This is a genomic window from Conexibacter arvalis (genome assembly GCF_014199525.1).
Taxonomy (GTDB): domain Bacteria; phylum Actinomycetota; class Thermoleophilia; order Solirubrobacterales; family Solirubrobacteraceae; genus Conexibacter; species Conexibacter arvalis.
Genome location: NZ_JACHNU010000003.1, coordinates 125,251 through 142,921, shown reverse-complemented (window position 1 = coordinate 142,921; position 17,671 = coordinate 125,251). Strand labels below are relative to the sequence as shown.

The 17,671-nt window shown below is 68.0% G+C and carries 24 protein-coding genes and 1 tRNA gene; 11 read left to right on the top strand and 14 right to left on the bottom strand.

Going from position 1 to position 17,671, the window contains the following annotated elements; all coding sequences use genetic code 11:
* Positions 1–13: 13 nt before the first annotated feature.
* Positions 14–86: transfer RNA gene (locus tag BDZ31_RS13020), tRNA-Thr, on the top strand.
* A 153-nt stretch (positions 87–239) separates the two neighbouring features.
* Here the strand turns inward: BDZ31_RS13020 and BDZ31_RS13015 are convergent.
* From BDZ31_RS13015 to BDZ31_RS13005, 3 genes are all read right to left on the bottom strand, one after another.
* Positions 240–617: a hypothetical protein gene (locus tag BDZ31_RS13015; protein ID WP_183342711.1), complete on the bottom strand. Its 378-nt coding sequence runs from the start codon at positions 615–617 to the stop codon at positions 240–242.
* Positions 618–654: 37 nt separating this feature from the next.
* Positions 655–954 carry a DAHP synthetase I family protein gene (locus BDZ31_RS13010; protein WP_183342709.1) on the bottom strand — a complete coding sequence of 100 codons (300 nt, stop codon included), beginning with the start codon at positions 952–954 and terminating at the stop codon, positions 655–657.
* A 70-nt stretch (positions 955–1,024) separates the two neighbouring features.
* On the bottom strand, positions 1,025–1,693 hold the full coding sequence (locus BDZ31_RS13005) for a hypothetical protein (protein WP_183342707.1): 669 nt from the start codon (positions 1,691–1,693) through the stop codon (positions 1,025–1,027).
* Between the two features lie 306 nt (positions 1,694–1,999).
* On the opposite strand from BDZ31_RS13005, the gene BDZ31_RS13000 reads away from it, so the two are divergent.
* Positions 2,000–2,680: a recombinase family protein gene (locus tag BDZ31_RS13000; RefSeq protein ID WP_183342705.1), complete on the top strand. Its 681-nt coding sequence runs from the start codon at positions 2,000–2,002 to the stop codon at positions 2,678–2,680.
* 463 nt (positions 2,681–3,143) lie between these two features.
* Here BDZ31_RS13000 and BDZ31_RS12995 read toward each other — a convergent pair whose 3' ends face one another.
* The 6 genes from BDZ31_RS12995 to BDZ31_RS12970 form a co-directional block, all read right to left on the bottom strand.
* Entirely contained in the window at positions 3,144–3,464 is a 321-nt protein-coding gene (locus BDZ31_RS12995) for a hypothetical protein (protein ID WP_183342703.1), read from the bottom strand.
* A 93-nt stretch (positions 3,465–3,557) separates the two neighbouring features.
* Positions 3,558–3,788 carry a hypothetical protein gene (locus BDZ31_RS12990; protein WP_183342701.1) on the bottom strand — a complete coding sequence of 77 codons (231 nt, stop codon included), beginning with the start codon at positions 3,786–3,788 and terminating at the stop codon, positions 3,558–3,560.
* Between the two features lie 282 nt (positions 3,789–4,070).
* Positions 4,071–5,366, bottom strand: a complete 1,296-nt coding sequence (locus BDZ31_RS12985; RefSeq protein WP_183342700.1) for an AAA family ATPase — start codon at positions 5,364–5,366, stop codon at positions 4,071–4,073.
* Between the two features lie 184 nt (positions 5,367–5,550).
* Complete coding sequence (locus BDZ31_RS26225) at positions 5,551–5,742, bottom strand: helix-turn-helix transcriptional regulator (protein ID WP_183342698.1); 192 nt, start codon at positions 5,740–5,742, stop codon at positions 5,551–5,553.
* A gap of 253 nt (positions 5,743–5,995) precedes the next feature.
* Positions 5,996–6,250 (bottom strand): helix-turn-helix domain-containing protein, encoded by a 255-nt coding sequence (locus BDZ31_RS12975; protein WP_183342696.1) that lies wholly within the window; start codon positions 6,248–6,250, stop codon positions 5,996–5,998.
* A complete protein-coding gene (locus BDZ31_RS12970) occupies positions 6,247–6,480 on the bottom strand; it encodes a hypothetical protein (protein WP_183342694.1) in 234 nt (77 codons plus the stop codon). The genes BDZ31_RS12975 and BDZ31_RS12970 overlap by 4 nt, the downstream gene beginning before the upstream one ends.
* Before the next feature lie 64 nt (positions 6,481–6,544).
* Here BDZ31_RS12970 and BDZ31_RS26220 point away from each other — a divergent pair, with 64 nt between their 5' ends.
* The gene (locus BDZ31_RS26220; protein WP_183342692.1) at positions 6,545–6,763 is read left to right on the top strand and encodes a helix-turn-helix domain-containing protein; all 219 of its coding nucleotides are present in this window, start codon (positions 6,545–6,547) and stop codon (positions 6,761–6,763) included.
* Between the two features lie 92 nt (positions 6,764–6,855).
* Here BDZ31_RS26220 and BDZ31_RS12960 read toward each other — a convergent pair whose 3' ends face one another.
* Positions 6,856–7,224, bottom strand: a complete 369-nt coding sequence (locus tag BDZ31_RS12960) for a hypothetical protein (RefSeq protein WP_183342690.1) — start codon at positions 7,222–7,224, stop codon at positions 6,856–6,858.
* Between the two features lie 130 nt (positions 7,225–7,354).
* Positions 7,355–7,948: an HK97 family phage prohead protease gene (locus tag BDZ31_RS12955; protein ID WP_221243043.1), complete on the bottom strand. Its 594-nt coding sequence runs from the start codon at positions 7,946–7,948 to the stop codon at positions 7,355–7,357.
* A gap of 128 nt (positions 7,949–8,076) precedes the next feature.
* Between BDZ31_RS12955 and BDZ31_RS12950 the strand changes: the two genes are divergently transcribed.
* The 8 genes from BDZ31_RS12950 to BDZ31_RS12915 all read left to right on the top strand — a co-directional run bounded on the left by BDZ31_RS12950 (position 8,077) and on the right by BDZ31_RS12915 (position 14,172).
* Positions 8,077–8,337, top strand: coding sequence for a hypothetical protein (locus BDZ31_RS12950; RefSeq protein WP_183342686.1), 261 nt, complete (start codon positions 8,077–8,079; stop codon positions 8,335–8,337).
* Complete coding sequence (locus BDZ31_RS12945; RefSeq protein ID WP_183342684.1) at positions 8,330–8,773, top strand: hypothetical protein; 444 nt, start codon at positions 8,330–8,332, stop codon at positions 8,771–8,773. Before BDZ31_RS12950 ends, BDZ31_RS12945 begins: the two co-directional genes overlap by 8 nt.
* On the top strand, positions 8,774–9,121 hold the full coding sequence (locus tag BDZ31_RS12940) for a hypothetical protein (protein ID WP_183342683.1): 348 nt from the start codon (positions 8,774–8,776) through the stop codon (positions 9,119–9,121). It begins immediately after the preceding gene.
* 243 nt (positions 9,122–9,364) lie between these two features.
* Positions 9,365–9,766 carry a helix-turn-helix domain-containing protein gene (locus BDZ31_RS12935; RefSeq protein WP_183342682.1) on the top strand — a complete coding sequence of 134 codons (402 nt, stop codon included), beginning with the start codon at positions 9,365–9,367 and terminating at the stop codon, positions 9,764–9,766.
* On the top strand, positions 9,756–10,127 hold the full coding sequence (locus BDZ31_RS12930; protein WP_183342681.1) for a hypothetical protein: 372 nt from the start codon (positions 9,756–9,758) through the stop codon (positions 10,125–10,127). The genes BDZ31_RS12935 and BDZ31_RS12930 overlap by 11 nt, the downstream gene beginning before the upstream one ends.
* Before the next feature lie 687 nt (positions 10,128–10,814).
* A complete protein-coding gene (locus BDZ31_RS12925) occupies positions 10,815–12,014 on the top strand; it encodes a tyrosine-type recombinase/integrase (RefSeq protein WP_183342680.1) in 1,200 nt (399 codons plus the stop codon).
* Positions 12,015–12,433: 419 nt separating this feature from the next.
* The gene (locus BDZ31_RS12920; RefSeq protein WP_183342679.1) at positions 12,434–13,297 is read left to right on the top strand and encodes a type IV toxin-antitoxin system AbiEi family antitoxin domain-containing protein; all 864 of its coding nucleotides are present in this window, start codon (positions 12,434–12,436) and stop codon (positions 13,295–13,297) included.
* Positions 13,294–14,172 (top strand): nucleotidyl transferase AbiEii/AbiGii toxin family protein, encoded by an 879-nt coding sequence (locus BDZ31_RS12915; RefSeq protein WP_183342678.1) that lies wholly within the window; start codon positions 13,294–13,296, stop codon positions 14,170–14,172. Before BDZ31_RS12920 ends, BDZ31_RS12915 begins: the two co-directional genes overlap by 4 nt.
* A gap of 41 nt (positions 14,173–14,213) precedes the next feature.
* Here BDZ31_RS12915 and BDZ31_RS12910 read toward each other — a convergent pair whose 3' ends face one another.
* From BDZ31_RS12910 to BDZ31_RS12900, 3 genes are read right to left on the bottom strand one after another with little or no spacing between them, the layout of a single operon-like run.
* Positions 14,214–14,864 (bottom strand): ASCH domain-containing protein, encoded by a 651-nt coding sequence (locus BDZ31_RS12910; RefSeq protein WP_221243042.1) that lies wholly within the window; start codon positions 14,862–14,864, stop codon positions 14,214–14,216.
* A gap of 52 nt (positions 14,865–14,916) precedes the next feature.
* Positions 14,917–16,203, bottom strand: coding sequence for an aminotransferase class III-fold pyridoxal phosphate-dependent enzyme (locus BDZ31_RS12905; protein ID WP_183342677.1), 1,287 nt, complete (start codon positions 16,201–16,203; stop codon positions 14,917–14,919).
* On the bottom strand, positions 16,200–17,669 hold the full coding sequence (locus BDZ31_RS12900) for an aldehyde dehydrogenase family protein (RefSeq protein ID WP_246345141.1): 1,470 nt from the start codon (positions 17,667–17,669) through the stop codon (positions 16,200–16,202). Before BDZ31_RS12900 ends, BDZ31_RS12905 begins: the two co-directional genes overlap by 4 nt.
* Positions 17,670–17,671 lie beyond the last annotated feature (2 nt).

The following is a 17,671-nucleotide window of genomic DNA, read 5'->3' as shown; positions in this document are numbered from 1 at the left end:
CTGAGCAACCGCTGCCCTCTTAGCTCAGCTGGTAGAGCACTTCCATGGTAAGGAAGGGGTCGACGGTTCGAGTCCGTCAGAGGGCTTAGGGGAAAAGCGCCTGGTAACGGGCGCTTTTCTCGTTTTCGGGGCTATGGAGCCATGGGCGGCTGTTGCCCAGGCGTGACATATCTGTGACATAGCCGCCTCCGGCGGCGCGCTTCCAGGGCGGCGAGGGTCGCCGCCCTGGAAGCGCGTTGCTACCTGTCCAGACCGGCGTTGCGGAGAACGTCCGTGCCGATCGCAAAGGGCTGTCCGTCCTGGAGAGACGGGGCGATCTCCTCCATGAACGTGTCCAACTCGTCCCTCGTCGGCTCGCGGGCGAAGTAGTGGCGCAAGATGGCCTCCCCGGTTCTCCGGCGCTCGGCGTCATCAGACCAGCCCACGTCCGGGCCGGCGGCGACCGCTTCGGTCAGCCATTCGACTTCGCCGGGCGCGTCAGGGTCGTACGAATACCCGTCGTCCTCCGTGTAGAAGTACTGGATCGTCGCGCCCGGCGGCGTTCTGTCGTAGGTCCCGCCGTCGTAGAAGTCTCCACCGTAGTACGGCTCAGACAGCTCCGGTTCGTGTGTTGGCATGGCTCGACACTAGCGGCCTACTCGCTGTTCCGGCTCGCTAATCCTCCGGAAAGTGCGGGTTGTAGTACGGCTCCAGATCTTCGGCTGCTGCTTCGAGATCGTCCGGGTCGACCTCTTCGCCGTGTACGAACGTCGCGACTGTCTCCGTCTTGATGCGGTCGCCGCCGGTCAAGCTGGGATCGATGACGACTCTCCCGACCGTGACCAGGTCCGGCTGTTCCGTCATGGCGCTGACTCTCGCCGCGATCTCCATTGCGTGCTCCGGTCCCGAGATCGAGAGGTTCAGGTTGGTCACTCTCTCTCCGTTGACCCGGATCTCGTACACCGTGTAGGCCACTGCGGTTCCTTTCGTCGGCTTCCAGCGCACCCTAACGCGGACCGCTGGAAGCACGGCCGGTTGACTGGAGCTACTTCCAGAGTCGGATCACCCCGACGAGCGACGATTCATCGGCGTTGGACGACCCCAGCCGCAGTGAGCTTCCACGTCTGTTGACCGCTCTGGCCACGCCCGGCGTGAGGTCGAAGACGACCAGGGCGTCGCTCGCCGTCTTCGGCTGGATCGTGTTCGACTGCGGCAGACCGAGGTTCATCGATTGGTAGTAGGCCGCCGCGCCATCGTCGGAGGAGGCGTACTCGTTTCTCCCGACGATCAGGGCAGCGGACGGCGCGAGCAGCGCCTTTTCAAGCGGCTGGTTCGAGTTGTTGCGGACACCGATCCGCAGTACGACAAAGCGGCCGTTCTCCGGCTTCACCGGCTCGCCAGCGTAGCCGTCCGGCATCCCGACCTCCTCAAGCACATACACGTCCTTGAGTGCCGTGGTCGTGCGCTGGAGCTTGAGCCGGTCCCGCCGGTCAACGACGCGGTAGGTCACGTCATCGATGGTGCATGTGCCGGTCTTCCCCTCCGTCGCGTTGATGCCCTTCGCGTCGCAGTCGTCTCCGCTGTTCTTCTGCTCGACGGGCGCGGGGTCTTCGGCAACGGTCGTCGTTCTGTCCGGCGTGGGGTTCGAGCCGCCGCAGCCGGCAGCGATCAGGGCAGCAGCGCCCAGAAGGCAGGAAAGCAGGATTTTTGGCATGCAAGACACGCTATGAACACTTGCGTTCACCATGCGCCAGTAGGGGGACGCTGGGGGCGGCTTGCGCGGTAAGGGCGCTGGGGTCAATTAGGCTCTGTACCACATGTGAATTTCACGCCGTATGTGACCCCACCCCCGCGAGATATTGCCCGTCGCAACGGGGTGTTTCGATTCTTTCTGGCGCGAATGTCACCATAGAAACAGCGACCCCAGCGACCCTTGGATTACGAACGCCGATGTGCTCTGATCGTCGCCCAGGTTGTGCAGCGGAACGGCTGCACAAGCAACCCCAGCGACGGAGGGCACTTGAAGGTCATCGGGTACGTGCGGAAGTCAGTCGCCGAGAACGGCAGCGGTCATTCCCTCGATGCGCAGGAGGCGACGATCCGTGCAGAGGTCGAGCGTCGCGGTTGGACGCTCGTCAAGGTCATCCCGGACGACGGCTACAGCGGCCGGGACACGCATCGGCCGGGGTTGATGGAGGCGTTGGGGTTGATCGCGGCTGACGAGGCTGACGGGCTGGTCGCTGCCAAGCTTGACCGGATCAGCCGGAGCGTGATCGACTTCGGGACGCTGCTCGAATGGTTCCGGTCCGCTGACGCTGCGCTGGTCGCTCTCGACGTTGGGGTTGACACGTCCACTCCCGGCGGCCGGCTTATCTGCAACGTCATGGCGTCCGTCGCCGAGTGGGAGCGCGAGACGATTGCAGCGCGCACGGCTGACGGGCTGGCTGTAGCGGCGGCGAAGGGCAAGCTGCGGCCGGCAGTTGACGGGGAGCTGGCCGCCCGCATCCGGTCGATGCGTGAGGGCAGAGCGACGTACCAGCAGATCGCCGACACCCTCAACGCGGAGGGCGTGCCAACGTTGCGAGGCGCGGCCAGGTGGCAGGTGAGCAGCGTGCGGGGTGCGGCCGGCTACCGGCGTCCGACGAGACGGCGGCGACCGGCAGAGCTGCCGGCACTGCCGAAGCGGCGAGCAGCCGCCTAGCAACCCCAGCAACCCGCACGCTGCACGGGCTGCCGGGGCAGCGTGTTCTAGCGGGTGATGAGAGCGAGGACCGCCGCGAGTGCGTCTATTGCGGCGATGCTCAGCATGAGCCGATCACGGCGAATGCTGATGATCTCGGTGTGGGGCATCGTGCCTTCCTCCGGGATAGTGGGTTGAGGACCGCAACGTCCATGTGCGTCCTTGTACTTCCACTAGTCAGTTTACCGGACCTGCGTCCGGATTTGGGCCGCCGGAGCAGCCCCAGTGACCCCTCCGCCAGAGCGCCATACGCGCCCTCTCCCGGCCTCCGCTGGCGGGGGACGGTAGATCGCCGGGGTGAATCCTTTGCGGCCGGAGAAGGGCCGTACGCGGCGCTGGGGTTGCTGGGGTTGCGCGAGACGGATCGGGTTGCGAGGGGGGCGGGTTATGTGTGCCCCGCCACGGTCACCGTCAGCAGCGCCGGCTATGCCGCCAGCGTTGCGACGATGCCGCCGATCCCGACCACGACAGCGACGATCCCGACAATGAGCGCAGCGACTTCGAGTCGGCGGCTCGCGCGGTCGATGGCGGCCGTCGTCCGGTGCAGCTCGTCAACTGCTCTACCGACTGCGGCCGTGGTGTCGCTCAGCTCGGACAACGCCCGCACCGCGAGGACAGCGAGGAAGGCGTCGCCGTCATGCAGTGGCACTCTGTGCAGGTTGGCGATGATCTCCCCAACCGGGAGCTGGTGCAGCTCTTCGTAGCTTCTGAGGTTGAGCGCTTCGAGCGTCGCGTGGGGTGCCATCGCACCGGAGGCTAGGGCGGCCGTCAGACATATCAGCCGCAGGGTCGTCGCGTCCCTAGCCAATTCGACGGCTAGGGACGTGAGGCTGATAAGTCAGGCGGTCGAGCCGACGAGCTGGCGCGCTCCGGAGGCGACGCGGTCTGCCAGCGCCGGCCAGATGATGACGCCGAGACGGCGGGCTTCCGCGCAGATTGACTCGCGCTGATCGTCGGCGCGCCAGCGGCCTTCCTGCCGGGCGCGGCAGGCGGCGTCCAGGAGATCGTCGTACGCCAGCTCGGCGGCGGCACGGGCGGCCGGGGAGATGTCGCGGTAGGGGCGGATCATCGGCCGGCCTCAGCATGGCCGGAGTCATTCAGCGTCCGGGGATCGTCCCCTCCGACCGATCCCACCCCGCGCCTATAGGCGCGGGGATCGGTGGGATCGGTAGAGCGGTTTGGGCAGGCGGTCGCACCGATCCCCGCAACCGATCCCCGCGGGATCGGTCCGAGATCCCCCGTCCGGTGGCGAACTCGAGGCCGTCGGGCGCGACCGATCCCCGAACCGATCCCGTGGGGATCGGTCCCCCAACCGATCCCCAGCTCCGGGGATCGGTTGGGATCGGTTGCCTTAGAAGGACAGCGCGCCGGCTGCATCGGCGGTCGCCTCCTCGTATCGAATGCGGAGCGACTGGCCTTCGGTCCGGACGCTGATGGGATAGAAGCTGTCGCGTCCCATCGCTCGGACCGTGGGTCCGAGATCGTCGTTGCGGAACTCGACCCCCGCGCCCCGAAGCTCGTCCTTGAGCGCTCGCATCGAGAACTCCTCTCCGCTCTCGCGCAGGAAGTCCACGATGGCGAGCTTGAAGGCCGCTTCCTCGCCGTCTCTGCGTGCGTCGCTGGGCTGCTCGATGGGCTTGACGGGCAGGCCGCCCCTCCCGTCGCCAACCTCGAACCAGCGCTCTCCGCGACGGCTGTACTTGGAACGCGCCCACTGGCGCGTGAGGCCGCCGAGCGCATCCTCACGGTCCTTCTGGCAGATGATCCGCAGCTTGCCCACGGTCTGCCGGTCCGGCTCCTCCTCCACGAAGAACCGGTAGGTGATGTCTGCGTCGGCGTCCTTGGTCGATGCCCCGCGCGCGACGTAGTCCGAGGACTTCGTCTGGTTGCGGCCCTCGTGATCGATCACGTAGACGGTCGCGCCGGCGCCCTTCATGCCGCGCTGCAAGATCGCGTCTGTGAAGCGCGACACGTCCGAGTTGCTGTTCTCGTCGCACCCCGTGCCGGCGAGCGCCTTCGACATCGAGTCGATCACGACGAGGGGACGGTCGAGCTGGGCGACCTCCGCGCGCAGCCGCTCAACGGTCGCGGAGCTGGTGTCCGAAATCGGCGGCAGGTAGCGGTAGCGGACGAACTCGCGCGCCATCGCCTCCGTGATCCCAGCCGCCTTGAAGCGACGGCGAGCCTGCGCGCGGCCGACCTCCCAATCGAGCCACACGACGTGACGACCAACCTTGATCGCCTCGAACGCGGCGAACGTGCCGATGGTGGACTTCAGCGAGCCGTGCTTGCCAGAAGCCCAATGGATCATCCCGTCAGCGATCAGGCCATCGACCACGAACGTGAACTTCGGATCAGGTTCGTCCCATCCGTCCGCGAAGTCGTCATCGAAGAACGCCTCGCCTCGCGCCAGCTCGGCTTCGAGCGACCCCAGGATCGCGTCGTCGTCCGCGTCCGGGAAGCGCTGCCGCAGCTCTCTTTCAGCTCGCATGATCGCCTGCGTGCAAGCTCTGTCGCGCTCGGCGGCGCTGAGCGGGGCCGGTCCTCTGCGTCGCCACGCTCGAACGTCTGCGAGGCCGATGCGCGCCTCCTGTTCAAGCGCGACGGCAAGGGCGTCGCGGGCTGCCGTGGGGGTGATCTCGCTCATTAGAGGACCACCGCCGCCGTCAGGCACAGCATGTACACGATGTACGCGACGAGGACGGGATTCGTGGCCCACGTCGCGGAGGTTGCTCGCTCCCGGAACGTGGTCCGGGTGTTCGATACACTTGAATTGTTCACTGCTAGATCTCCTACTCGTTCGTTCACGTGCGCCGCCCTTCGGGGCGGCGTTACTCGTTGAGGCTGCCTTCTTCAAGCCCAAATACGGCTTCGAGGCGTTCGACCGCCACTCGCCGGGGTTCATGCTCCTCTCGCTCCCAATAGAGGATCGAGGTCCGGGAAAACCCGGTCAGCCTGGCAAGTCTCGCCTTGCTCCAACCTCGTTCGGTTCGGTGTCTGCGGATAGCACTTCCTACGCTCACTGGCAACCTCCAGATCGTCGTTTACAACCCGTAAGTTTACACCCCCGCGTGCCTCAACTAGCACTGGATAGATCCGTACCACTTGACCACTCGGGGTGTAACTAATCGGCCGCACTGGTGTGTCTAGTGCAGACCGCCCATGAAACGGCGACTGCCGCCGAGAGGGGTCGGCGGCAGTCGCTCAGACGCGGCTAGAGGGGAACCGGCTGCGCCGCGTCGGTCAATGCTCCATTGAGCTGACCAAGGCTCGATCCTACTCGCCTGCTCTGACGCGCTTCTCCGCTCGCTCTGCGATCTCGGCGAGACTGAGGCCGAGGGCGCGCGCCATCCTCGCGACCCGCACGAAGGACGGATTGCCGCGCCCGGTCTCGACCGCCTCGATGAAGGTCGCGGACGCCGCGCCCTCGGTCAGCGCCGCCAGTCTTCTCCTCGACAGCCCGGCGCGCTCGCGCGCGTCCCGCAGCTCCAGGCCGATTGCAACGCGGAGCTGGTGCGCGGAGTCGGTCATCCCCGATCCCGTTCGAGCCTGACCACACGCTCGTACAGCTCCCCCAACGCGGAGCGATAGCGCCGCTCGGCGACACGGTCCCGGACGCAGTCTCTTACATAGGTGGCGAATGACACGCCGAGCCGCTTAGCGTCCCGCTGAGCCTCGGCGGCAAGGTCGCGTTCGAGCCGGATAGTCGTCACGAACAGCGTTCCTCTTGGCGTCTTTTCGTTGGGCGCGTCGGGCAGCATATGGAGAGAATCCTATGACTTCTTCCCTACAGGAAGCAATCCTCCAGCACACGAACCCCGCTATGTGCCCGAAGACCCTCGCATCATCATCGGCCGCAACCTCCGTGCCGCACGGGATCGGGCTGGCCTCTCACAAGGCAAGGTAAGCCAGCAGTCCGGAGTAGACCAAGCCCAGGTCAATCGAATCGAGAATGGCAAGACGCATGTCCGGACCGACACGCTGATCCGGCTCGCTCGCGCGCTCAGAACCACTCCGTCTGAGCTGCTGAGAGGCATCGAGTAGCCCCAGCAACGCGAACGCCTCCCGGTGGGGAGGCGTTGCGCAGGACGCCGGAGACGGTGCGTCCTTCCGCCGAGGAGGTCGGCGGCCGAAGGTTAAGCGGTGGGAAGCTCCAAGATCAGACCAGCGAAGTCAAACGCCGTGAACGAGGAAGGCGGCGGCGAAACACCTGCGGCAACTCTCCAGGTATGAGTGCCGGCCGGGACAGTGAATCGCGTGTACGCCGCACTCGCGGCCACGCCATCCATGTTTCTCTGGTCGGGGTCGTAGTTGTGTGATGCCGAGGAGGACGCGACCTGCTGCTCATCGATGTAGAAATACGCCGAGATGGAAGTAGAGCCAGACAGCGCGGCGCGGTTGGGTCCGAACAGGATCAGCAGCTCGCGGCCGTAGCTGTTGAACTCGCCCTCTCTGTAGTTCATGGTGCCCATCGTCGGGTCTGACGAGATGACCGTCCCGCTCATCTCAGCTCGTACGATCAAGTTCGTCTGGCCTCCAGCGACGCGACACGGTGCTGCAGCTGTCGGATCTGAGTCCAGACCCGCGCCTGCGGATCGGACGACATCGGCGGCAGGATTGCATCGTAACCAGCCATTAGCGCGCTCCGTTCACGATCAGGTCGGCGAGCTGGTAACGCGCCCGTTCAAGCTGCGCTTCGAGCATGAGCATCCGGGCATCGTGAATGATCGCGTCAATGTCGCTCGCGGCAGCTGAATCCAATGCCTTGCCCGCGACGACTGCGAAGCTCGTCCCAGGATGCGCGGGGACCGGCGTCACCGACACTTCGGTCACGTCCACTGCGCTGATCCGCCACCCTCTGGCGGTCAGCGTGCGGGCGAAGAAGCCGCCGACAGACAGGGCGTTGTACGTACCCTTCTTGATGCCGTTGTAGATGTAGCGCAGCGGCGAGGACTCCGGCTGGAAGTCCACGCGCGCCTTCATCCAGAGGCCGCGCTCATCCTCGCGCAGCTCCAGCACCTTCCCAATGCCCTTGTCGTGCTGATGGTGGAACGCGAGCGTGGCCTGACCTTCGAGAAACGTCTTGATGCCGCGCTGGAACGCGCCATTGAGGAAGTTCTCTCCTTCTCGGTCGAGTCCGTCCCAGACCGCCGCGTAGCCCACGACCAGGAGGTCGCCATTCTCAAGAATTGTCGCGTCAAGTGACTTACCGCCGGCCTTGAACGGCAAGCGAGAGTTGTTGTGATCTGTCTCCATTCACCACGGTTTACGGTCGAGTGTGCCAATCAATCCGTCACTGTCACAGCCGCCGATAGAGTGTCAGCACTATGAATCACGCACCCGCAGGAGACAACTAGATGGGACTTCGAGATAAGCTGCGCACGCGCGCGGTGGAGGTAATCAAGGAACCGCAGATCGGTCCGCCGGCCGTTGTCGGGGAGGACATTTCTCTGTTCGAGGCTGCCTACGGCAAGCAGCGACCCACTAGGCGAGACAGCGTCGTTATCTTGACCGGCGCGGAAGCCGAAGCACAGGTGGGAAGCCTGTCTGAGGCGCAGAAGGCGGGCTATGCCGTTCAGATGGAGCTGGCACGACGCCGGGAGGTCGGACGTGAGTAGAGCGCACGACGACGCGGCCGTTCACTCGCGGCTGGTGCAGACGATCCCGACGTACGCGCCTAACACGCCGCTGTCCCATTGGACGAGCATGGAGGACCCCAGCGTTGAGTTGCAGCCTGGAACGGTCCTCCGTGCGAAGGAGGGCGACGAGTCCGACCCGTGGTTCTACGTTCGGGTCACCGGGCCAGTTGGAACCGGTCGCGACAGGCTGGAATACGGACTGACTTCACTGTTTGAGTTCACGGAGGTCGTGTCCGCTCCGGCGCGCGGAGAGGGCGGCATCCTCGCAACCTACGAAGTGATGCTCAGCTCTGAAGCTCGCGCGCTCATCGAGGCACGCCGCTCCGCTGCTGACGCACCGGCTGAGCCGCCCGAGACGGTGGTAGACGCCGCTCGCCGCCAGCTCGACGCCGCCCGTGCGGAGGACGGCCGCTAGATGATCGGCACGAAGCTTCGCCGCAAGAGAGGCGACCGCGCCGTCTTCACGGTCGTGGGTGTCGAGGGCGGCGGATACTATGTGCTCGCTCCGGATGTACACGGGCCGGCGGTCCGCACGAGCGAGCTGGAGATCGCCGAGCTGTTCGCGGTCGTGTCCGAGTCGGACGCCCCGACTGCCGCGCCTGAGCCGTCCGTGCGAGTGCTCGGCATGTCCGACGCGGAAGCTGCCGGCCGTGAGCGTCTGCGTGCGCAGATGGAGCAGCAGGCCGCATCCCGCGCGAGATCGCCGCAGGGACCGACTCCCGAAGAGGTCTTCGCCGACGCCGCCGGACGGGAGCGGGAGTAGTCGTGCGACGCATCCGCCGCGCGCTCCGTCGTCTCGCTGTGCACCGTCCCACTCCGGCCGGGCCGGCTCTTGGCTGCTCCGAGCCGGTCGCTCAGCCGCACGCTGGCTGGGCGCGGCTTGAAGCGGAACGGCTGCTTAGTGACGACGAGATCGGCGGTGCGTTCCTGATCGGCGACGACGTGGACGCGCCGCCGCCCGTACTCGCCGAGATGGAGTCGATCATCCGCGACCGAGAGCGCCGACATGGGTAGCGACGCTGACCGGCTGCGCGAACACAGACGCAAGCAGGCCGAACGCGACCGTCGCCGCCGGCAGCGCAGACGCGACGAGCGCAACGCCAGAATCAGCCGCTCCGAAGCATGCCGCCGAGCGCAGATGCGACGGACGATCCGGGACGCCTACCAGGGGGAGCACGCCCCGGTGCCTGGGTCACCGCGCGATCTCCGGCTGCGCATCCTGGCGTTGTCGCTCCGCGAACTGGCCGCGCGCTCTGACCTCAGCCGGACGACGGTCCACCGGATTGAGCGGGGCGACACGTCGGTCACTGGACCGACGCTGCGCCAGTACGCCAAGACCATCGAGCGCCTGACTGGCCGCCGCACGCGGTTCGAGGACGTGCGGCGGATGATGCGCGATGCCAGATAGCGCTACCTGCCGATCCTCAGCCGGATGCGAGAGGCCGGCTACTCACGGCACGTTCGGCCGCTACCTGTGTGCCGACCACTTCGCCGAGATCGATCTCATCCGCCGGAGCTGGTTCACCACGGACGGAACGCCCCTGAGAAAGCAGCGTGATCCGGACGACGCACCGCTCTCCATCGGGGAGGTCGCGGACAGGTTCGTAGAGATCGTCCGGGAACACCACCCGCAGCCGGTCAAGCGCTCAGACGTGCGGAAGGCGTTGGACCTGCCGCACGCGACGGTCATCCAGGCGGCAGCCGTCGCCAGCAATCGCAGAAGAATCGTCAGCTCGAACGCCGGCTACGTACTCGCGGAGGCAGCCTGAGCGTGTCGGAGGCCGCCGTAGACTCGATGGTGGCCGGCGTCAGGAACCGGCCCTCATAGGCGTCCTGCCGGCCCGGTCGTGGGCCGACCCGGCGAGGCAGGACGTACAGCTTCCGCAGGGTGCGCGAGCAGCAACCCCCGCGACCCTCTCGGTGGGACCTTGCCGGGGTCGCGGGGGTTGCTGTCGTCCTGACGCTTGCGTCCCGGCCTGCGGACCGATACTGTCACTGACATGGAGTCCACTTCACAAATATGTCATGCGGGCTTGTGAGAACTGCGGGAAGCCGGCGACGGTTCTCCGTGCTCTCGGTGACGGACGCGAGGTCCCGACCTGTGACGACTGCCTGCCGGCGAATTGGACAGGAAGGATGCGAGCACTCGACTCGAACGCTCCCGATCCTCCGTTGACGCTCTCGCAGGCAGCCGTCCGAGCGAAGAAGAGCGAGCGGACGCTGCGTCGATGGCTGAGACAGCTTGAGGCCGATGGGGTCGCCAAGCGGGTAGGAGGCCGCTGGGCCATCGATGGGGAGGGGTTGGACCGCTTCACGTTCAGGGGTGCTCTGCCGCGCCCCCGCGCAGAGGTCCGCCGAAGACCGGTCCCACGACGCCGGAAGAAGGTCGCCACGGACGAGTTCGGTTGGCCGGAGAAGAGATGAGCAGGAGAAGACCCACAAGACTGCCGGCAGGAATGGACTACCTGCCGAGCGGCAAGATCCGCGTCCGCGTCCACGTCGGCGGCGGCAAGTACAGAACGAAGAGCTTCAGCGTCCTTGAAGACGCGGTCGCCTGGCAGCTGAGCATGAACCGCAGCAAGGAAACCGGCACGCTGCACAAGGTTGATGCCGACCTCCAGACGTTCAGAGAGCTTGCTGCCGAGCACATGACGGCGAAGGTCGATGACCTGTCTGAGAAGACCTACCGGAACTACAGAAACCGCTGGAAGCACATCGAAGGCCATCCCATCGCAGCGATGCCGATTCGGGCCATCGGACCAGAAGAGGTCGAGGGGCTGAAGACGGACCTCCTGACCGCAGGTGTCGGACGCGAGATGGTCAGATCCGTTCTCGCTCTCGGGCAGCAGATCATGGAGCGTGCCGTGCGCTTCGGACGCATCAGATCGAACGCCTTCAAGGCGGTCGACAAGCCGAAGGTCAGAAAGGCGAGACGAGTCCGTCCGATCTCGCCGCTTGGCGTCGAACGCCTGCGCGGTGAGATGAACGTCTCGGACGCTCTCCTCGTCAGCGTGATCGCGTACTCGGGGCTTCGTCCCGGCGAGGTTCGAGCGCAGGTCTGGAGCGAGATCGGGACGAGAAGAATCGAGGTCGAGAACGGAACCAACCCGGACGGCTCGCTGAAGCCGACGAAGACCGAAGAGGAACGCAGCGTTCGGCTGGTTCGAGCGCTCGCGGACGACTATGCGTCTGCTCGCGTCGCGCTCGGCAACCCTCCGGCGACGGCTCGCGTCTTCCTGACCGCAGACGGCAGACCATGGACCGAAGAGGACTGGCGGAACTTCGCCAAGCGCTTCAAGGCGGCTACGCGGCGCGCGGGGGTGGACATCCGGCGGCCGTATGACCTCCGGCATGCTGCGGCCTCGCTCTGGCTTCATGAGGGAATCAGCATCGTGCAGGTTGCGAAGTGGCTCGGGCACGATGCCAAGACGTTGATGGGCGTCTACGCCCACGTCATCGAAGACCTTGACCCGAACGACCGCCGGACTGCCGATGAGGTCATCGCTGAGGCGCGCAGGGAGTACGCGAAGGAGAGAGCGAGGGCCGATGCGGAGTACGCCAGATCGGTCGAGCGCAGAGCGAAAGCCACGCTCGAACGGTCAGCGAGACGGCGTCGGCTCGCGCGTGCTCGCGCCCGTGACATATCTGTGACATGACATGGCGTCCTTCCGGCGACATGCCTTGTCCTGCTCGCCCGATGGACGTTGCCCCCGATGCCCCGTCATAGCGGCGAATTCGTGAGTCGCAAACCCGGCACTCGACCTGCGGGCATGACGCCCAAAGTTCCATGGTAAGGAAGGGGTCGACGGTTCGAGTCCGTCAGAGGGCTTCTCGGGAATCCCCTGCAAATGCGGGGGATTTCACGTTTAAGGGGTCGTGTGCTTCGTTGAGACGCTGGCTTCGTCGAACTGCCCGAGGAATGGCTCATCGCGGCGAAGCCGGCCGGTCGTCGGGGTCGGACGAATAAAAATCTGCGTTAGTCGGTCCTGGGGGTGGCTAACGCAGAGATTTCTCACACCGGGTGATATTTTTCGTAGCAAGTTGCAGCTGCACGCTGTCTCCGCAAAGAAACGTCGTGCCGACCGCCACCCGATCCGTTCCTGCCGCCGACGCTCGCGTCCTGCACGAGGCCGCCCAGCGCGGCAAGCTCTACCTGCGCTGGCCCGACGACCGCAATTGGCTCGAGCGCATCGAGGGGATCGGCGACCCGCAGAAACGCCTGTGGGGCATGGGCGATCGTGGCTCGCTGGCCTTGATCGCACGAGGTCGCTGGTTGATCCTGCCGCCTGGGGCAAGCACCGCAGAGCAGGCGGCGCCACCGAAGGTTCTGCTCGCGGCGCTGTTGGACGGACGCGTCGACTGGTACGTCGGGTACCTCACGGCCCTCGTCGAACACGGCCTGACCGACATCGACTCCGAGACCTTGTACGTCGGCGTGCGCGGCGCTCAGATCGCCAGCCGCCAAAAGGTCGGTCGCCGGCCGGTGCGCGTGGTGCAGCACACGCGGCCGGACTCGTGGCAGGGCGTCGAACGCGAGCGCGCGCAAGGCCGCGTCTTCAGCTACCGCTCCGATCTGGAACGGACCCTGCTCGACACGCTGGAGCAACCTCGCCATTGCGGCCCGGCGGAAGTCTGGGTGCGGGCGTGGGAGCGCGCCATGCGCGAGGAGCGTGTCGACCTGCTCCGACTGGTCGACTACGCCGAGGAGCGCAGCGACGCCGTGCAGGCCCGGTTGGCGTTCTGGCTGCGCGAGACCGGTCACCCGCGCGACAGCCGACGGGTGATGCGCGGCCTCGGTGGCGCGCTGAGCGGCTCTCGGCTCCTGGACGCGGCCAAGAACTTCGAACCGCAGGAACGCTGGCCTCGCGATCGCGATACCGGCCTCGTGGTCAACATGCCGCAGCGCACGCTCGACGGGTGGCTGGAGTACGGCAAGTGAGCTTCGAGGTCACCGACTGGCCGCGCGCTGACGACATCGAGCGCTATCGCGAGCAGCTCGGCGTTCCGTCCGACGCCATCATCCGTGACATCGCTCGGCTGGTGACGATCGCCGAGATGGTCCACCGCGGCGACCTCAACGACGACTGGGTGCTGACCGGCGGCATGGCGATGCGTCTGCGCGGCTCGCCTCGCTTCACGATGGCCGACACCGACACGTCCCGCCGCCTCGGGGCATTGGACCGCGACCGCATCGCCGAAGCGCTGACGGTCGACCAGTCCGAGCTCACGGTCACACCAGCTGACGCAACGGGCTGGAAGCCCGGCAAGAAGCTCGTCACTGCACGTCCGGTCAACTACGAGGCCTTCTTCGCCGCCGTCGGCGGCGCCGCCGTCGAGGACCAGTTCACATTCACGGTCTCGTGGCGTGGCCTCGAAGAACCCGCGCAGCACCTCGCGCTGGTCCATCCCTACGACCAGCTGCAGATGCCTCCGACCATCGTGCCGGTCATGGACCTCACCGAGCAGGTGGCCGAGAAGGTCGTCGGTTGGTGCGCGCACGGCCTGATCAAGCACTACGTCGACATAGCTTGGGTCTTCCACCGCCTTTCCGATCAGGTCGACGGCTCCAAGCTCGGTCGACTTGTCGAGCGCAAGCTGGCGATCGGCCGCGAGCTGTTTCCCGGCGCCTACGCCGAGTTCAACGACCTCAATAGCGTCTTTCGTCCGCTCTACGACCCGGACAGGCACGTTCCGCCACAGGGCGATCCCTCCGATGACGGCGCCGCCCAGATCCGCTTCGCCGGAGCGGGCCTCAACAAGGTCCAGGCGGTCAGGACCGTACGCGAGCGAGGTCTTCCCGCGATCTTCTCCTAGCTGCGTCAGGCGCGCCCGCCGCGACAGGCTCGTGGCGCTGCTCACTCCTGGGACGGCGCGCCGCACTCGGGACCCCGCGCAGTCGGAGCGTGACGCCGCATCTCGCCGAATGCGCGCAGCAGCGCCTGACCGCGCGGGGAGAGGCGGTAGCCGACCTCGAGGCTCTCAGTGAGGCCGAGCTCCTTGAGGCGGCGGACGTCGGCCTTGAACTTGAGCGTCTCGCGGCCGGCCGCCTCCGCCAGGTCGGCGGCGCGGATGCCGGGGCGGTCGGCGATCAGGCGCAGCGTCGCCTCCGTCCACGGGCCGCGGCGGCTGCGGGCGTCGATCCGCTCCAGCCGCGCGCGCAGCTCGTCGCGCTCGGCGGGGGAGAGGTCGGCCTGCTCGCGCAGCGCGATCCGCGGGTCCTGTCCGAGCAGGTGGAAGGCGATCCGGTGGACGGTCGCCGGGTCCTGGCCGGGCGCCGGCGGACGCAGGTCGGCGAGCAGCTCCGCGACCGACGTGTAGCCGGCGGCGCGCGCGTCGGCGTCATCGATCGCCGCGACCGGGACGACCTCGACCGCGTCGATCGCGAGCACGCCGACCGGCGAGCGCAGCGTGCCGCCGGCTCTCACCGTCGGCCGTCTCCAGCGGCGGAAGGCGACCGTCACGGTGCCGTCGGCGAGCGCGGGGCGCAGGCGTGCCGGGAAGAGCATCGCGGTCGAACGCTATCCGCCCCGCGCGACGCCGACCGCCGCCCCGACGGCGCTACGCCCCCCGCAGCGCCGTCGCCGCCCGGCTGAGGGCGGCGTCGAGCTCGCGCTCGCCGTGGGCGGCGGAGACGTACCAGACGCCGCGCCCCGCGACCCACACGCCGGCGTCGGCGAGCGCGCGGGCGAAGCGCTGATAGCGGGCGGTGTCGAGGCGCTTCAGGCCGCGCAGGTCGCGCACCTCGAGCTCGCCCGACGCACCGTTCTCCTCCGGCAGGAAGGAGGCGTGGAAGGCGATCCCCGGACCCTGCAGGCGCAGCGGCACGCCGGCCTCCTCGGCCGCGCTCCGCAGGCCGTCCATCAGCGCCAGCCCGTGCGCTCTCACACGCTCGTACGGCGGGTCGTCGCGCAGCGTCTCCAGCGAGGCGACGACCGCGGCCGCGGCCATCACGCACGCGTTGAACGTGCCGGAGTGGTTGACCTCGGCGGTGCCGAACCGCTCCATCAGCTCGGCCGGCCCGGCGAGCGCCGCGACCGGGAAGCCGCCGGCCAGCGCCTTGCCGTAGACGGCGAGGTCGGGCGTCACGCCGTAGCGCTCCGCGGCGCCGCCGAGCGCCAGCCGGAAGCCGGTGATCACCTCGTCGAAGATCAGCAGCGCGCCGGCGTCGGCCGCCAGCTCCTTCAGCCCCGCGAGGAAGCCGGGCGCCGGCTCGATCGCGCCCTGGTTGAGCATCATCGGCTCGGTCACGATCGCGGCGACCTCGTCGCCGTGGCGCTCCAACGCGGCGCGCACCGCCTCGAGGTCGTTCCACGGCAGCACGATCGCGTCGGCGAGCGCCGATGCCTGCTGGCCGGCGGTCGCGACCTGAGCCGGCCCCGGCTCGAAGCGGATCAGGACGTTGTCGAGCCAGCCGTGGTACTGGCCCTCGAAGCGGATGATCTTCTGCCGTCCGGTGACGGCGCGCGCGAGCCGGAAGGCGGCCTGGACCGTCTCGGTCCCGGTCATCCCGAGCCGCACCATCTCGGCCCAGCCGACCAGCTCGCGCACCAGCTCGGCGGCCTCGACCTCGAGCGCGTGCTGGGCGCCGAAGACCATCCCGGTCGTGCACGCCTCGGAGACGCGCGCGACGACCTCCGGGTGGGCGTGGCCGAGGAAGGCCGGCCCCTGGCCGAGCAGGTGGTCGACGTAGTCCCTGCCGTCGACGTCCCACAGCCAGGCGCCCTCGCCGCGGGCGAAGAAGACCGGCGGCGCGTCGAGCCGCACGTTCGAGTTCACGCCGCCCGGCAGCACCTGCAGCGCCCGCGCGCGGAGGTCGGCCGCGGCACGGCTGTCATGGGTCGTCACGGCGCCTCCTCGACGTCGATCGTGATCGTCTTGAGCTGGGACATCTCCAGCAGCGTCTGCATCCCGCCGAGCCGGCCGATGCCGCTGCCCGAGCCGGTGAAGCCGCCGACCGGCGTGTGCGGCTGCCAGTAGGCCGAGGTCTCGTTGACGTTGACCGTCCCCGTCTCCAGCCGCTCGGCGACGCGCAGCGCGCGCGAGAGGTCGCGCGTCCACACCGAGCCGTTGAGGCCGAGCCGGCAGGTCGCCGCCAGCCGCAGCGCGTCGGCCTCGTCCTCGAACGCCAGCACCGGCGCGACCGGGCCGAACGTCTCCTCGCGGTTGACCAGCATCGTCTCGTCGACGCCGACGATCACCGTCGGCTCGTAGTAGAGCGCGGTCGGCAGGTCGCCGGCGCGGCCGCCGCCTTGGACGATCTCGGCGCCGCGCGCGACCGCGTCGCCGACGTGGGCGTCGACCTTCGCGGCCGTCGGCTCGTTCGTCAGCGGCCCCATCGTCGTCCCCTCCGCCAGCGGCGAGCCGAGCCGCACGGCGCGTGCGGCGTCGAGCAGCCGCTCGACGAAGGCGTCGTGGACCGAGCGCTGCACGAGGATCCGCTCGGTCGAGTTGCAGATCTGACCGGCGTTCGCGAACGAGCCGAAGGCGGCCTGCGCGGCGGCGCGGTCGAGGTCGGCGTCGGCGAAGACGATCGTCGGGCCGTTGCCGCCAAGCTCCAGCAGCAGCGGCTTGCCGGCGGCCGCGGCGGCGACGGCGTCGCCGGTGCGGGTCGAGCCGGTCAGGCCGATCGCCGCGACGCCCGGGTGGCCGGCGAGCGTGCCGCCGACCTCGGCCGGCGCGCCGAGCAGCAGGTTGAGCGCCCCCTCCGGCACGCCGGCCTCGACGAAGCACTCCATCAGGTGCCGCGCCGCCAGCGGCGTCCACTCCGACGGCTTCCAGACGACGGCGTTGCCGGTCGCAAGCGCCGCCGACAGGTACTCGCTCGGGATCGTGACGGGGAAGTTCCACGGCGTGATGACGCCGTAGACGCCGCGCGGCTGGCGGATCGTGAAGACCCGCTTGCGCGCCTCGCTCGACTGGTGGACGCTCGACTCCAGGCGGGTCCCGCACTCGGCCGCGTCGCGGTACATCGAGACGGCGGCGTCGACCTCGCCGAGCGCCTCGGTCGCGTAGACCTTGCCCTGCTCCAGCGCGAGGTCGCGCGCGACCCGCTCGCGCCGCGCCGCCAGCGCGTCGGCGACGCCGTGGCAGAGCGCGGCGCGCTCGAAGGCGGTCATCCGCCGGAGCGGCACCAGGGCGCGCCGCGCGCAGGCGACCGCCCGCTCGACGTCGGCGGCCGTCCCCTGCTCGACGAGCGCGAGCGGCTCGCCGGTCGCCGGGCTCGTCAGCCGCAGCGGCTCGCCGCCGTCGCCGGCGACCCACTCGCCGCCGATCCGCAGCTGCACGCGGCGCGGCTCCGACGCGGTCGTCATCG

Bases quoted from the DNA above. Each gene is read 5' to 3' on its own strand.
- BDZ31_RS13015 (WP_183342711.1), bottom strand. From the start codon at position 617: ATGCCAACACACGAACCGGAGCTGTCTGAGCCGTACTACGGTGGAGAC.
- BDZ31_RS13005 (WP_183342707.1), bottom strand. From the start codon at position 1,693: ATGCCAAAAATCCTGCTTTCCTGCCTTCTGGGCGCTGCTGCCCTGATC.
- BDZ31_RS12995 (WP_183342703.1), bottom strand. From the start codon at position 3,464: ATGGCACCCCACGCGACGCTCGAAGCGCTCAACCTCAGAAGCTACGAA.
- BDZ31_RS12990 (WP_183342701.1), bottom strand. From the start codon at position 3,788: ATGATCCGCCCCTACCGCGACATCTCCCCGGCCGCCCGTGCCGCCGCC.
- BDZ31_RS12985 (WP_183342700.1), bottom strand. From the start codon at position 5,366: ATGAGCGAGATCACCCCCACGGCAGCCCGCGACGCCCTTGCCGTCGCG.
- BDZ31_RS12975 (WP_183342696.1), bottom strand. From the start codon at position 6,250: ATGACCGACTCCGCGCACCAGCTCCGCGTTGCAATCGGCCTGGAGCTG.
- BDZ31_RS12970 (WP_183342694.1), bottom strand. From the start codon at position 6,480: ATGCTGCCCGACGCGCCCAACGAAAAGACGCCAAGAGGAACGCTGTTC.
- BDZ31_RS12960 (WP_183342690.1), bottom strand. From the start codon at position 7,224: ATGAGCGGGACGGTCATCTCGTCAGACCCGACGATGGGCACCATGAAC.
- BDZ31_RS12950 (WP_183342686.1), top strand. From the start codon at position 8,077: ATGGGACTTCGAGATAAGCTGCGCACGCGCGCGGTGGAGGTAATCAAG.
- BDZ31_RS12940 (WP_183342683.1), top strand. From the start codon at position 8,774: ATGATCGGCACGAAGCTTCGCCGCAAGAGAGGCGACCGCGCCGTCTTC.
- BDZ31_RS12935 (WP_183342682.1), top strand. From the start codon at position 9,365: ATGGGTAGCGACGCTGACCGGCTGCGCGAACACAGACGCAAGCAGGCC.
- BDZ31_RS12930 (WP_183342681.1), top strand. From the start codon at position 9,756: ATGCCAGATAGCGCTACCTGCCGATCCTCAGCCGGATGCGAGAGGCCG.
- BDZ31_RS12925 (WP_183342680.1), top strand. From the start codon at position 10,815: ATGGACTACCTGCCGAGCGGCAAGATCCGCGTCCGCGTCCACGTCGGC.
- BDZ31_RS12910 (WP_221243042.1), bottom strand. From the start codon at position 14,864: ATGCTCTTCCCGGCACGCCTGCGCCCCGCGCTCGCCGACGGCACCGTG.
- BDZ31_RS12900 (WP_246345141.1), bottom strand. From the start codon at position 17,669: ATGACGACCGCGTCGGAGCCGCGCCGCGTGCAGCTGCGGATCGGCGGC.